Source organism: Pseudomonas sp. 3A(2025), from assembly GCF_054589175.1.
The window spans coordinates 205,278-218,233 of sequence record NZ_BAAILM010000095.1 but is presented as its reverse complement, the minus strand read 5'-3'; the positions used below and the strand labels follow the sequence as shown (position 1 = coordinate 218,233).

At 58.8% G+C, this 12,956-nt stretch carries 16 protein-coding genes; 10 read left to right on the top strand and 6 right to left on the bottom strand.

Annotation, left to right across the window (positions count from 1 at the left end; genetic code table 11):
- Positions 1-51: 51 nt before the first annotated feature.
- Complete coding sequence (locus ACYP2A_RS24540) at positions 52-1,947, bottom strand: potassium transporter Kup (RefSeq protein ID WP_459748528.1); 1,896 nt, start codon at positions 1,945-1,947, stop codon at positions 52-54.
- 261 nt (positions 1,948-2,208) lie between these two features.
- Between ACYP2A_RS24540 and ACYP2A_RS24535 the strand changes: the two genes are divergently transcribed.
- The 7 genes from ACYP2A_RS24535 (at position 2,209) to tsaA (ending at position 6,931) form a co-directional block, all read left to right on the top strand.
- The gene (locus tag ACYP2A_RS24535) at positions 2,209-2,532 is read left to right on the top strand and encodes a type II toxin-antitoxin system RelE/ParE family toxin (RefSeq protein WP_459748527.1); all 324 of its coding nucleotides are present in this window, start codon (positions 2,209-2,211) and stop codon (positions 2,530-2,532) included.
- Complete coding sequence (locus ACYP2A_RS24530) at positions 2,529-2,861, top strand: helix-turn-helix domain-containing transcriptional regulator (RefSeq protein WP_459748526.1); 333 nt, start codon at positions 2,529-2,531, stop codon at positions 2,859-2,861. The genes ACYP2A_RS24535 and ACYP2A_RS24530 overlap by 4 nt, the downstream gene beginning before the upstream one ends.
- A gap of 212 nt (positions 2,862-3,073) precedes the next feature.
- Entirely contained in the window at positions 3,074-4,414 is a 1,341-nt protein-coding gene (gene rimO / locus ACYP2A_RS24525; RefSeq protein ID WP_459748525.1) for a 30S ribosomal protein S12 methylthiotransferase RimO, read from the top strand.
- 67 nt (positions 4,415-4,481) lie between these two features.
- On the top strand, positions 4,482-4,931 hold the full coding sequence (locus ACYP2A_RS24520; RefSeq protein ID WP_459748524.1) for a GNAT family N-acetyltransferase: 450 nt from the start codon (positions 4,482-4,484) through the stop codon (positions 4,929-4,931).
- 81 nt (positions 4,932-5,012) lie between these two features.
- A complete protein-coding gene (locus ACYP2A_RS24515) occupies positions 5,013-5,723 on the top strand; it encodes an rRNA pseudouridine synthase (RefSeq protein ID WP_459748523.1) in 711 nt (236 codons plus the stop codon).
- Positions 5,724-5,765: 42 nt separating this feature from the next.
- Positions 5,766-6,236, top strand: a complete 471-nt coding sequence (locus ACYP2A_RS24510; protein WP_459748522.1) for a YehS family protein — start codon at positions 5,766-5,768, stop codon at positions 6,234-6,236.
- Positions 6,233-6,931: a tRNA (N6-threonylcarbamoyladenosine(37)-N6)-methyltransferase TrmO gene (gene tsaA, locus ACYP2A_RS24505; RefSeq protein ID WP_459748521.1), complete on the top strand. Its 699-nt coding sequence runs from the start codon at positions 6,233-6,235 to the stop codon at positions 6,929-6,931. The genes ACYP2A_RS24510 and tsaA overlap by 4 nt, the downstream gene beginning before the upstream one ends.
- 50 nt (positions 6,932-6,981) lie before the next feature.
- Here tsaA and fpr read toward each other — a convergent pair whose 3' ends face one another.
- A complete protein-coding gene (fpr, locus tag ACYP2A_RS24500; RefSeq protein WP_459748520.1) occupies positions 6,982-7,761 on the bottom strand; it encodes a ferredoxin-NADP reductase in 780 nt (259 codons plus the stop codon).
- 122 nt (positions 7,762-7,883) lie between these two features.
- On the opposite strand from fpr, the gene ACYP2A_RS24495 reads away from it, so the two are divergent.
- Positions 7,884-8,810: a LysR family transcriptional regulator gene (locus ACYP2A_RS24495; protein WP_459748519.1), complete on the top strand. Its 927-nt coding sequence runs from the start codon at positions 7,884-7,886 to the stop codon at positions 8,808-8,810.
- Here the strand turns inward: ACYP2A_RS24495 and ACYP2A_RS24490 are convergent.
- The 3 genes from ACYP2A_RS24490 to ACYP2A_RS24480 form a co-directional block, all read right to left on the bottom strand.
- Positions 8,807-9,172, bottom strand: a complete 366-nt coding sequence (locus ACYP2A_RS24490; RefSeq protein WP_459748518.1) for a diacylglycerol kinase — start codon at positions 9,170-9,172, stop codon at positions 8,807-8,809. The two genes, ACYP2A_RS24495 and ACYP2A_RS24490, sit on opposite strands and share 4 nt — an antisense overlap.
- A gap of 74 nt (positions 9,173-9,246) precedes the next feature.
- Entirely contained in the window at positions 9,247-9,897 is a 651-nt protein-coding gene (erdR, locus tag ACYP2A_RS24485; RefSeq protein ID WP_459748753.1) for a response regulator transcription factor ErdR, read from the bottom strand.
- A 170-nt stretch (positions 9,898-10,067) separates the two neighbouring features.
- Positions 10,068-10,778, bottom strand: coding sequence for a tRNA-uridine aminocarboxypropyltransferase (locus ACYP2A_RS24480; protein WP_459748517.1), 711 nt, complete (start codon positions 10,776-10,778; stop codon positions 10,068-10,070).
- A 206-nt stretch (positions 10,779-10,984) separates the two neighbouring features.
- Here ACYP2A_RS24480 and ACYP2A_RS24475 point away from each other — a divergent pair, with 206 nt between their 5' ends.
- Entirely contained in the window at positions 10,985-11,413 is a 429-nt protein-coding gene (locus tag ACYP2A_RS24475; RefSeq protein ID WP_459748516.1) for a quorum-sensing-regulated virulence factor family protein, read from the top strand.
- Positions 11,414-11,416: 3 nt separating this feature from the next.
- Here the strand turns inward: ACYP2A_RS24475 and ACYP2A_RS24470 are convergent, their stop codons facing one another.
- Complete coding sequence (locus tag ACYP2A_RS24470; protein ID WP_459748515.1) at positions 11,417-11,632, bottom strand: hypothetical protein; 216 nt, start codon at positions 11,630-11,632, stop codon at positions 11,417-11,419.
- 205 nt (positions 11,633-11,837) lie between these two features.
- Between ACYP2A_RS24470 and ACYP2A_RS24465 the strand changes: the two genes are divergently transcribed.
- Complete coding sequence (locus ACYP2A_RS24465; RefSeq protein ID WP_459748514.1) at positions 11,838-12,956, top strand: LOG family protein; 1,119 nt, start codon at positions 11,838-11,840, stop codon at positions 12,954-12,956.

The following is a 12,956-nucleotide window of genomic DNA, read 5'->3' as shown; positions in this document are numbered from 1 at the left end:
GGCGAAGTAATACCAAGCCCCGGCACCACAAGGTGACCGGGGCTTTTTTATTTACATCTCGACCTGAGTACCCAGTTCGATCACCCGGTTGAACGGCAGCTTGAAGAAGCGCAGGTTACCGTTGGCATTTCTGAGCATGAACGCGAACAGCGCCTCGCGCCAACGCGCCATACCAACCATCTTCGACGGGATCACCGTCTCGCGACTGAGGAAGTAAGTGGTGCGCATGGGACTGAAGTCCAGCTCATCGAGATGGCACAAGCCCAGCGCCTGAGGCACGTCCGGCTCATCGATGAAACCGAAGTGCAGAATCACCCGATAGAAACCTTCGCCATACGCTTCAACCTCGAAACGCTCATGCGCCGGCACCCTCGGGCGATCTTCATACACAACGGTCAGCAGCACCACCTGCTCGTGCAGCACCTGGTTATGCAACATGTTATGCAGCAAGGCGTGCGGCACCGCGTCGGACCGTGCGGTCAGGAACACCGCCGTGCCCTGCACCCGATGCGGAGGCTGCACGCGGATACTGCCGATGAAGATCGGCAGCGGCAGCCCACCCTCGTCAATCCGGTCAGCCAACAGTTGCCGGCCACGCTTCCAGGTGGTCATGAGGATAAACAGCGCAGCCCCCGCCAGCACCGGAAAAGCCCCGCCCTGCACGACCTTGGGCACGTTGGCGGCAAAAAACAGACCGTCGACCAGCAACAGCCCGATCAGCAGCGGCACAGCCAGCAATGGCGGCCACTTCCACAACAGCAACATCACCGACGACACCAGGAAAGTGGTGCACAGCATGGTGCCGGTGACCGCAACGCCATAGGCCGACGCCAGCGCGCCAGAAGACTCGAAGCCGATCACCAGCAGAATCACGCCAACCATGAGCGCCCAGTTCACCGCACCAATGTAGATCTGCCCCTGGGCATCACTGGAGGTGTGCTGGATGTACATGCGCGGAATGTAACCAAGCTGAATGGCTTGCAGGGTCATAGAAAAGGCCCCGGAAATCACCGCCTGCGAGGCAATAATGGTCGCCAGGGTCGACAACGCGATCAGCGGCAGCAAGGCCCAGCCCGGCGCCAGCAGGTAGAACGGGTTGCGCACCGCTTCCGGATGCTCCAGCACCAGTGCGCCCTGGCCAAAGTAATTGAGCAGCAAGGCCGGCAACACCAGAATGAACCAGGCACGGGATATCGGCTTGCGGCCGAAATGCCCCATGTCGGCATACAAGGCTTCGGCACCGGTCAGGGCCAGCACCACCGCCCCCAGAATCGCCACACCGATACCGGGGTGCACAATGAAAAAGCGCACTGCCCAGACCGGGTTGACCGCCTGCAAGACCTCTGGCGTGTGCAGGATGCCATAGACCCCAAGCGCCCCCAGCACCAGAAACCAGACGACCATCACCGGCCCGAACAGCACGCCGATACGTGCTGTGCCGTGCTTCTGGATCAGAAACAGACCCACCAGCACCACCAGCGCCATCGGCACGATCCAGTTATCCAGCCCGTCGAAGGCCAGCTCCAGCCCTTCCATTGCCGACAACACCGACACCGCAGGCGTGATCATGCTGTCGCCGTAGAACAAGGCGGCCCCGAACAACCCGAAGGCGACCATGACCATTTGCAGCCGTGGAAAGCGCGCCGTGGCCCGCCGGGCCAACGCAGTGAGGGCCATGATCCCGCCTTCGCCCTGGTTGTCGGCACGCAGGATGAACACCATGTATTTGAACGACACCACCCAGATCAGCGACCAGAAGATCAGCGATAAAACCCCGAAAATAGCGTCGTGGGTCACCTCGACGCCATAACCCCCCTGAAACACTTCCTTGAGGGTATACAACGGGCTGGTGCCGATATCGCCGTACACCACTCCCACCGCTGCAATCAGCAATCCCAATGGTTTGGCGGCACTTCCTGTTCCGGCCTGACTACTTGCATGACTCATCGAATACTCCCGAAACCGGAACCTGCGACCTTGAACCTGACCTGAGCCGCATTTGCGCTAAACAACAGGAAACAATTGTACTTGTACGCGTTCTTGACAGATTCCACGCACAACGGCGCGAAGCATAGCGCAGCACTCGTCTTATTTCTCTGTCAGCACAGCTCCCGATCCTGATCAAGCGCTCAGCACTTGCTCGTACCCTCTCCGTATGCGATAAGGAAATTCAATCAACGCAATGTCTCTTTTAAGGTACATTTTTTGATGTACAGCGTGGGACACGTATTGTCTGCCAATGGAGTCGACATCTATCAAGCCTGGCTCGACACGATTATAGATAACCGTACCAAGGCAAGAATTACCACAAGAGTGGACCGGGCTTCCTTGGGCCATTTTGGTATCACTGAGCCCGTAGGCGATGGGGTCTATGAGATGAAACTGGATTTCGGTCCAGGCTTTCGCCTGTATTACGCGGTTCAGGACCGAAAAATCATTTTCCTTTTAGGCGGTGGCTCGAAAAACAAGCAGCAGAATGATATCAATCAAGCCAAGGCTCTCTGGAACTCTCACAAGGTAAAAAAGAAATGACAATTCATACTCGCTCTCATGAGGAAAGCGTTCTTGAAATGCTTCGAGACGACGAAGCCTTTGCCATCGAATACCTTTCTGTGGCCCTCGAAGAAATCGATGAAGAAGGTGGAGAGGACACGTTTCTTGTTGCTATCCGTCGCCTTATAGAAGCCAGAGGCGGCATGGTCAGTCTTTCTCAGAGCACTGGACTGGCTAGAGGCAACCTCTACAGATCCATAGCAGTTGGCGGTGACCCGAAGCTTTCGACGATTTTAAAAGTGCTTCAAGCACTAGGCGTAGGCATGTCCAAGGTCGTGTCCCATCGCGCAGATGAAGCTTGTGCCTGATCGATATCTGGCCTCAGTCGGAGAAAGCCCCAATCACCATCAGGGCTTTCATTACCGGCGAGCGCAGCATTCGTCTTATTTCTCCATGAAGCGCTGGTCATGTCACCGGCTGATCGCTAGAATTGCGCACTTTTTGACCAGAGACGCGTCCAGCGTCCACGTCGGAGCCCGCGCAGTGCGTTGAGGCCTCCCCCTTTACGCCGAGGTTCGCCATGTCCACCGCTACTCCATCCGCCCCCAAGGTCGGGTTCGTCTCTCTGGGTTGCCCAAAGGCCCTTGTAGACTCCGAACGCATCCTTACCCAGCTACGCATGGAAGGCTACGAAGTCGTGCCGACCTATCAGGACGCCGATGTCGTGGTGGTCAACACCTGCGGCTTCATCGATTCGGCCAAGGCTGAATCGCTGGAAGTTATCGGTGAAGCCCTCGCCGAAAACGGCAAGGTCATCGTCACCGGCTGCATGGGTGTCGACGAAAGCGTGATCCGCAACGTGCACCCCAGCGTGCTGTCGGTCACCGGTCCCCAGCAGTACGAGCAGGTCGTCACCGCCGTTCACTCGGCGGCCCCCCCGAACCTCGAGCACAACCCGCTGATCGACCTGGTGCCACCACAAGGCATCAAGCTGACACCGCGTCACTACGCGTACCTGAAGATTTCCGAAGGCTGCAACCACAGCTGCAGCTTCTGCATCATCCCGTCGATGCGCGGCAAGCTGGTCAGCCGTCCGGTGGGCGATGTGCTCGACGAGGCCCAGCGCCTGGTCAAGTCGGGTGTCAAAGAGCTGCTGGTGATCTCGCAGGACACCAGCGCCTACGGCGTCGACATCAAGTACCGCACCGGCTTCTGGAATGGCCAGCCGGTCAAGACCCGCATGACCGAACTGTGCCAGGCGCTCAGCTCGCTGGGCGTCTGGGTGCGTCTGCACTATGTGTACCCGTACCCGCACGTCGACGAGCTGATTCCGCTGATGGCGGCCGGCAAGATCCTGCCGTACCTGGATATTCCGTTCCAGCACGCCAGCCCGAAAGTGCTCAAGCTGATGAAGCGCCCGGCCTTCGAAGACAAGACCCTGGCGCGGATCAAGAACTGGCGCGAGCAGTGCCCGGAGCTGATCATCCGCTCGACCTTTATCGTCGGCTTCCCGGGCGAAACCGAAGAAGATTTCCAGTACCTGCTGGAGTGGCTGACCGAAGCCCAGCTCGACCGCGTCGGCTGCTTCCAGTACTCGCCGGTCGAAGGCGCACCGGCCAACCTGCTGGATGCCGAAATCGTACCCGATGACGTCAAGCAGGATCGCTGGGATCGCTTCATGGCCCATCAACAGGCTATCAGTGCTGCTCGCCTGCAAATGAAGATCGGCAAAGAAATCGAAGTACTGATCGACGAAGTCGATGAGCGCGGCGCCGTCGGACGTTGCTTCTTCGACGCCCCGGAAATCGACGGTAACGTCTACATTGGTCTTGAGGACGACAGCCAGGTCAAGCCGGGCGACAAGATCATGTGCCGGGTCACCGACGCCGACGAATACGACCTGTGGGCCGAACCGCTGTAACCCCGACCCGGTGCCATCAAGCCCCGCCGTCGGCGGGGTTTTTTATTTTGCGCAGGAGTTATCCGGCATGGATTTCCATCGCCCTGACAAGCACGATTACCCACGGCTGATCGAAGTCTGGGAAAGCGCGGTGCGCGCCACTCATGATTTTTTACCTGAACCCTATCTGCAACGCCTCAAAGGTCTGCTGCTGGAGCAGTACCTGGACACCGTGCTGCTGTTCTGCACGCGTAACGAACAGGGGTTGATCACAGGTTTTGCGGGCGTCAGCCCGGGCAAACTGCAAATGCTGTTCGTTGACGCCCAATACCGTGGCCAGGGGCTGGGTACGCAATTGCTCAAACACGCCATCGAGCAATTCAATATTCGCCACCTGGACGTCAACGAGCAGAACCCTCAAGCACTGGGTTTTTATATCAAGCACGGCTTCAAACAGATAAGCCGCAGCCCGGTGGACGGGCTGGACCAGCCCTACCCGATGCTGCGCCTGGGACTGGCCAGGCACCGACGGATCTGACCCAGAACCGCACCACACACATTAACCGGGCGCGCATGCGTACAATGACGCCTTTCTACTCTTTTAAAACGGCTGCCTTTCATGTCTGAACCTCTACGCCTTTCCAAACGCCTCATCGAGCTGACCGGTTGCTCGCGTCGCGAAGCCGAGCTGTATATCGAAGGCGGTTGGGTAACCGTCGATGGCCAGGTGATCGAGGAGCCGCAATTCAAGGTCGACAATCAAAAAGTCGTGCTCAATCCCGACGCAGTGGCCAGTTCGCCAGACCCGGTCACGCTGATCCTGCACAAGCCAGCCAGCCAAAGCCTGGATGCTGCGCTCAATTCGATTACCCCCGGCACCCTGTCGGTCGAACACAGCTACGGCAAGCGCGTGCTCAAGGGCCACTTTTTGCGCCAGGAGGCGGTATCGAGCCTGCAGGCCAACGCCAGTGGCCTGGTGGTGTTCAGCCAGGACTGGAAAATCCTGCGCAAGCTCACCGACGATCGCAGCCGTATCGAACAGGAATACGTGGTTGAAGTCAGCGGCGAGATGGTCGCCCACGGCCTCAACCGCCTGAACCACGGCGTCACCCACAAAGGCAAGGAGCTGCCGGCGGTCAAAGCCAGCTGGCAGAACGAGAACCGCCTGCGTTTCGCCCTGAAGAACCCGCAACCCGACGTCATCGCCCAGCTGTGCAGCGCCGTTGGCCTGAAAATCGTCGCCATTCGCCGTATTCGTATCGGCGGCGTGTCCATGGGCAAGCTGCCTGAAGGCCAGTGGCGCTACATGACCGCCTCGGAAAAATTCTGATAACCGTTTTCCAGGCTAACACCTGAAAGGATTTCTGCTTCCATGATCAACAACGACATTTTGCGCAGCGTGCGCTACATGCTTGATATCAGCGACTTCAAGATCGTCGATATTCTCAAGCTGGCAGGCTGCCAATTGACCCGCGAAGAAGTCGCCGCCTACCTGAAAAAAGAAGAGGACGAGGGCTACGCCGTACTGCCCGATGAGCTGATGGCGCATTTTCTCGATGGCCTGGTGTATTTCAAGCGTGGCAAGGACGAAAGCCGCCCGCCCCAGCCGCTGGAACTGCCGGTCACCAATAACATTGTCATGAAAAAACTGCGCGTGGCCTTCGAACTCAAAGAAGAAGACCTGCACGCCATTCTGGCCTCGGTGGACTTCCCGGTGTCCAAGCCGGAACTCAGCGCGCTGTTTCGCAAGGTGGGGCATAACAACTACCGCGAGTGTGGCGACCAGTTGCTGCGTAACTTCCTCAAGGGCCTGACCCTGCGCGTACGCCCTGCCCAGCCATGACCTACAGCGTCTCGCCGGTCGGCTTTGTGCGCTCGTGCTTCAAGGAGAAGTTCGCCATTCCGCGCCAGCCGCACCTGGCTCCGGCAGCGCGTGGCGTGCTGGAACTGGTGGCGCCCTTCGATCAGGGCGATGCCGTGCAAGGCCTGGAGCAGGTCAGCCATGTCTGGTTATTGTTCGTGTTCCATCAGGCGCTGGAAGCGACGCCACGCCTGAAGGTACGGCCGCCGCGGCTGGGTGGCAACCAGAGCATGGGCGTGTTCGCCACCCGCGCCACGCACCGCCCCAATGGTATCGGCCAGTCGGTGGTGCGTCTGGACAAGGTCGAGCCGGGTCGCCTGTGGTTGTCGGGAATCGATTTGCTCGATGGCACGCCAGTGCTGGATATCAAACCTTACGTGCCTTACGCCGACATCGTCAGCGCTGCGCGTAACGAGATGGCCAGTGCAGCGCCGACACTGATCCCGGTGCAGTGGCAGGACAACGCCCTGCAACAGGCTAACAGTCACGCCCTGCGCCTGAATGAGCCGCTGGTCGAGCTGATCGAGCAGTGCCTGGCCCAGGACCCGCGCCCGGCTTATCAAGTACCCACGCCGGAGCGCCGTTATGGTGCGCAGTTCTGGGATCTGGATGTGCGCTGGCATTATCCCGAGCCCGGACTGATTCGGGTGCTGGAAGTCGTACCGGCCTGCCAATAAAAAACCCGCCGGCTCGACAAGAGGCGGCGGGTTTTTCATTCAGGCGCCAATCACTTCTCGACGAAGGCGCGCTCGATCAGGTAGTCGCCCGGCTCGCGCATGCGCGGCGAAACGGTCAGACCGAAGCTGTTGAGCACTTCACTGGTTTCATCCAGCATGCTCGGGCTGCCGCATAGCATGGCGCGGTCGTCCTGCGGGTTGATCGGCGGCAGGCCGATATCGCTGAACAGCTTGCCACTGCGCATCAGGTCGGTCAGACGACCCTGGTTGCGATACGGCTCGCGGGTCACAGTGGGGTAGTAGATCAGTTTTTCACGCAGCGCCTCACCGAAGAACTCGTTCTGCGGAAGGATCTCGGTGATGAACTCGTGGTAAGCCACCTCGTTGACGTTACGCACGCCGTGCACCAGCACGACTTTCTCGTAACGCTCGTAGGTTTCCGGGTCCTGGATAACGCTCATGAACGGCGCAAGACCAGTGCCGGTGCTCAGCAGGTACAGGTGTTTGCCAGGCTTGAGGTCGTCGAGCACCAGCGTGCCGGTAGGCTTTTTGCTGATGATGATTTCATCGCCTTCCTTGAGGTGCTGCAACTGCGAGGTCAGCGGGCCATCGGGCACCTTGATGCTGAAGAATTCCAGATGCTCTTCCCAGTTCGGGCTGGCAATGGAGTAGGCACGCATGAGCGGACGACCAGTGGGCTGCTGCAGACCGATCATGACGAATTGACCGTTCTCGAAGCGCAGGCCCGGGTCACGGGTGCACTTGAAGCTGAAGAGCGTGTCATTCCAATGATGAACGCTGAGGACGCGCTCGTGATACATGTTGCTCATGTACGTGCAAACTCCTGAAAAAATCGCTCGCGCCGGCACAGGCGCTATTGCGCGACATTCTAGTGGCAGACACAATATCTGTTAACTGGATTATCAAGATATGGGTTATCGGTTATATAGATATGCGATTTACTCTGCGTCAACTTCAGGTCTTCGTGGCCGTCGCTCAGCAAGAAAGCGTCTCGAAGGCGGCGGTCATGCTGTCGCTGTCGCAATCGGCTGCCAGCACCTCGATCACCGAGCTGGAGCGCCAGTCGAGCTGCCAGCTGTTCGACCGCGCCGGCAAGCGCCTGAGCCTCAACGCCACCGGGCGCCAACTGCTGCCCCAGGCGGTGGCTCTGCTCGACCAGGCCAAGGAAATCGAAGACCTGCTCAATGGCAAGTCGGGGTTCGGCTCGCTGGCGGTCGGGGCCACGCTGACCATCGGCAACTACCTGGCCACCTTGCTGATCGGCAGCTTCATGCAGCGCCACCCGGAAAGCCAGGTAAAGCTGCACGTGCAGAACACCGCACACATCGTGCAACAGGTTGCGCATTATGAAATCGACCTGGGCCTGATCGAAGGCGACTGCAGCCACCCGGACATCGAGGTGCAAAGCTGGGTCGAGGACGAACTGGTGGTGTTCTGCGCGCCCCAGCACCCGCTGGCCATCAAGGGCCAGGCCACACTCGAGGAGTTGACCCGTGAAGCCTGGATCCTGCGTGAGCAAGGCTCCGGCACCCGCCTGACCTTCGACCAGGCCCTGCGTCATCATCGCAATGGCCTGAACGTGCGCCTGGAACTGGAGCATACCGAGGCCATCAAACGTGCGGTCGAATCAGGGCTGGGAATCGGCTGTATTTCCAGACTTGCCCTGCGCGATGCCTTTCGCCGTGGCAGCCTGGTGGCACTGGACACGCCAGAACTGGACCTGTCGAGACAGTTCTACTTCATCTGGCACAAACAGAAGTACCAGACCTCGGCGATGCGTGAGTTTCTGGAGCTGTGCCGCGCCTTTACCGCAGGCGTACAGCGCAGCGACCAGATCGTGTTGCCCAGCCTTTATTAGCCGAGCAGGATCACTGCCCAGACCAGTGCAATCATGCTCAAGGCAATGAGTTGCGCAGCGCTGCCCATGTCCTTGGCATTCTTCGACAAGGGGTGCAGGTCCAGAGAAATGCGGTCGATGGCCGCTTCTACCGCCGAGTTGAGCAACTCGACGATCAGCGCCAACAGGCACACGGCAATCAACAATGCGTGTTCGCCCCGGCTGACGTTGAGGAAGAACGACAGCGGGATCAAAACGACATTGATCAGCACCAGTTGGCGAAAAGCAGCTTCGCCCTTGAAGGCGGCGCTCAGGCCGTCGAACGAATAGCCGGCAGCATTGAAAATACGTTTAAGGCCGGTCTGGCCCTTGAAAGGCGACATACAAAGAACTGCCATGCAAAAAAGATGAGCGAAATTAAGGCGGGCCCTGTCAAAAAAACGTGAACCCCGCCTCATTATTGTGCCGGGATTGATTCCAGCTGTTGCAGCAGCAGCGCCGCCTGAGTACGGGTGCGCACCCCGAGCTTGCGAAAGATCGCCGTGACATGCGCCTTGATGGTCGCTTCCGAAACACTGAGTTCATAGGCAATCTGCTTGTTCAGCAAGCCTTCGCAGACCATGGTCAGCACCCGGAATTGTTGCGGCGTCAGGCTGGCAAGACCTGCGCTGGCAACCTTGGCCTCGGCCGATACACTGACTGCCTCATCCACTTGCGGCGGCCACCAGGCATCACCATCCAGCACCGCACGAACAGCCTGCTGAATGGTCTCCAGCGGGCTGGACTTGGGAATGAAGCCGCTGGCGCCGAATTCGCGAGAACGCACGACAATGGAGGCCTCTTCCTGCGCCGAGACCATCACCACCGGGATCTGCGGGTATTGACCGCGCAGCAGGACCAGCCCGGAGAACCCATACGCGCCCGGCATGTTCAGGTCGAGCAGCACAAGATCCCAATCGGCCTTCTGTGCCAATCGGGATTCGATCTGCGCGATGCTGTCTGCTTCGACCAGCTGTGCCTGTGGCCCCAGGCCCAAGCTCAGTGCCTGGCGCAGCGCACTGCGAAACAGCGGGTGATCATCGGCGATCAGGATATCGTAGGTCATTATTTGATCCTGTTTTTATACTGAGTACGAATACCCGATCAGGCCGCTGCGAATGTCGGCAAATGCTCAGCGGCCCTGCGCGACTCGGGGCGGCGCCAAGCATGCCCAGCCAGGCCCTAGTGGTCAAGCGTGATCCGGCCAGAGTATGGCAGTTGGCCTTTAAGGCATTCAGCTCAAAGCCAGGCCTTCAGGCGGTTATGCACCGCATCGTCCGGATCAATCGGATTCTGGTACTTGGCACCCAGATAATGGGTGGTAAACACATCCAGATAAGCGTCGAGCTGCTGACTGGCATCCATATCGCCTGCCAGCTCCAGACATAACGCAGCGACTTCAGCAGTGCAGAAGTGATCGTCTCGCTTTGAGCGACGCAGGCGATACCGCGAGATTTGCTCTGGCGCTAGGCTCAAGACCGGAAAGCGCTCCAGGTACGGGCTCTTGCGGAACATCTTGCGCGCTTCTGGCCAGGTGGCGTCCAGCAGGATAAACAGCGGACGCTTGCCGGATACCGGAGCAACTTCACTGACCACCCTATCCTGAGCGACAAACTCACCGGGGAACACCAAGTAAGGCTGCCATTGCGGATCATCGAGCAGTGCCAGCAGCCGTTGATCGACGTCCAGGCGCGACCAGCCGAATGCGTGGGTATCCTTGATCACATCGGCGATCAACCACCCGGTATTGGTTGGCTTCAAGGGCTCGGTGTCATGCATCAACAGGCACATGCCCGACATGGCAGAGGCCTGCGTGCGCCAGGCACACAGACAATAGCTGAAAATCACCCGGCAGCCAGGACAACGCGGCGCCCGGGAACCCCGGGCAATGAATGGCTTGGTACTGCGTGCCAGGCGCTCGTCGCGCAGGCGAGATACGGCGTGGCTCATTGCGAGACACACTCGCAGGAGGAAAGCATCGGCACAACGAATAACCCGACAGGACTGAAAGTGCGCGCAGTTTATCAGAGCCTGTGCCATGAGCGTTTTTGGCCCGATGGGATTCGGGGCACGCAGCCTTTATAATGCTGCACCTGGTTGTGAACGCACACCCAGGTCGCTGGTCAAAGCGCCAGCCACCGTATCAGGAGAGTTCAATGCTGCGCCTTATCGCCCCCACCCTCATGCTTTTGCTCGCAGCCCCTCTGGGTGCCCAGGCGGCGTCGAAACAAGAGTACGAATTGAGCAAGATGCTGGAGCAAGTCGCCCAGCAAAGCAGTGTCGGAACACCACGCGCTATCAACGAAGACATTCTCGACCAGGGTTATACGGTCAGCGGCAACGAGCTGATCAATCACCTGAGCGTGCGTGAAGGGCAGGCCCGGCAGATGCGCGCCAACCCGGACACCGTTCGCGCTCAACTGGCCAACAGCGTCTGCCACAACAATGGTTATCGCCAACTGATGACCAAGGGCGCCGTGCTCAAGTATCAGTTCACCGAGTACAAGACCAACAGGCCGGTCATCAGCCAGTCGTTCGTCAACGCCGACTGCATCACCAAGCCTGCGGCCAAGGCTAAAAAGTAAGCACTAGCGCTTGCCCATCACCTGCACTCGCCTGGTCGCGCGCCGCTGTTCATCGTCGGCGCGCAACTCAGCGATCAATGCCTGAACGTAGCGTGAGCGCGTTTCTTCACTGCGCAAACGGCGCAGGCATTCCTGACCCAGCGTCAGACGATCAGCCTGAGCTGCCTGTTCAAGCACTTCATACAACGCCTGGTCCACTTCCAGCCTGATGATTACCATCTGCAGCCTCCCTGCACCTCAATCATCGCCACGCTCCGTCAACAGATTCTGCAAACCTGCGATTGAAACCTGTCTCCAATTGAGTAAATCAGAGCGATGTACAGGCATCGGGCAGACCGACGAGCGGCTATCTATAAACCTTGATAATCTTTGGGCAGGCATGCAGCGGAACGCCACGCCGATTTTGCAGAAGGAGAACACTTAAATGCCGTACGTACCTAACGATGTTCTGTCCCGGCACTTTCAGGACAAGGGCCTGGACATCACCGATCAGGTTCAGCAGCATCTCGACCTGCTTTCCCCTGGCAGCGCCAATCTGCCGCTGTACCGCGACATGATTCTTACCGTTTTGCGCATGGCCGAGGACGACCGCAACCGTTGGGATGCCAAGATTGTTTTGCAGACCCTGCGTGAACTGGATAACGCCTTTCGTGCCCTGGAGCAATTCAAGGGGCGCCGCAAAGTCACTGTATTCGGCTCGGCACGCACACCGCTGGAACACCCGCTTTACGCCCTGGCCCGCGAGTTGGGCAAACGCCTGGCCGAGTCGGACATGATGGTCATTACCGGCGGCGGTGGCGGCATCATGGCGGCGGCTCACGAAGGTGCCGGTCTTGACCACAGCCTAGGGCTGAATATCACCCTGCCGTTCGAGCAACACGCCAATGCGACGATAGAAGGCAGCGAGCATTTGCTGTCCTTCCATTTTTTCTTTACCCGCAAACTTTTTTTCGTCAAGGAAGCCGATGCGCTGGTGCTCTGCCCTGGCGGCTTCGGCACCCTGGATGAAGCCCTGGAAGTGCTGACGCTGATTCAGACAGGCAAGAGCCCACTGGTGCCGATTGTGCTGCTCGACGCACCAGGCGGTGGCTTCTGGCAAGGCGCGCTTGACTTCATCAAGGCGCAACTGGAGGACAACCACTACATTCTGCCCAGCGACCTGAAACTGCTGCGCCTGGTTCACAGCCCTGAACAGGCAGTCGAAGAAATCGACCGTTTCTACAGCAACTTCCACTCCAGCCGCTGGCTGAAAAAGACCTTTGTGCTGCGCATGCGCCATCCACTCAGCGATGCCGCACTTGAGCATATACGCCACACATTTGCCGATTTGTGCCTGAGCGAAGGATTCCAGCAGTCAGGGCTAAAACCCGAAGAGCACGAAGAAGCGCCTTTCAGTCACCTGACCCGGCTGACATTCAACTTTACCGGTCGCCAGCAGGGGCGCTTGCGAGAGCTGATCGACTGTATCAACCTGCCGCAGAACCGGGCTGATGCACCGCCCTCCAGCGAGGCCCATGCACATGAGTCACTGAATATCGACTAA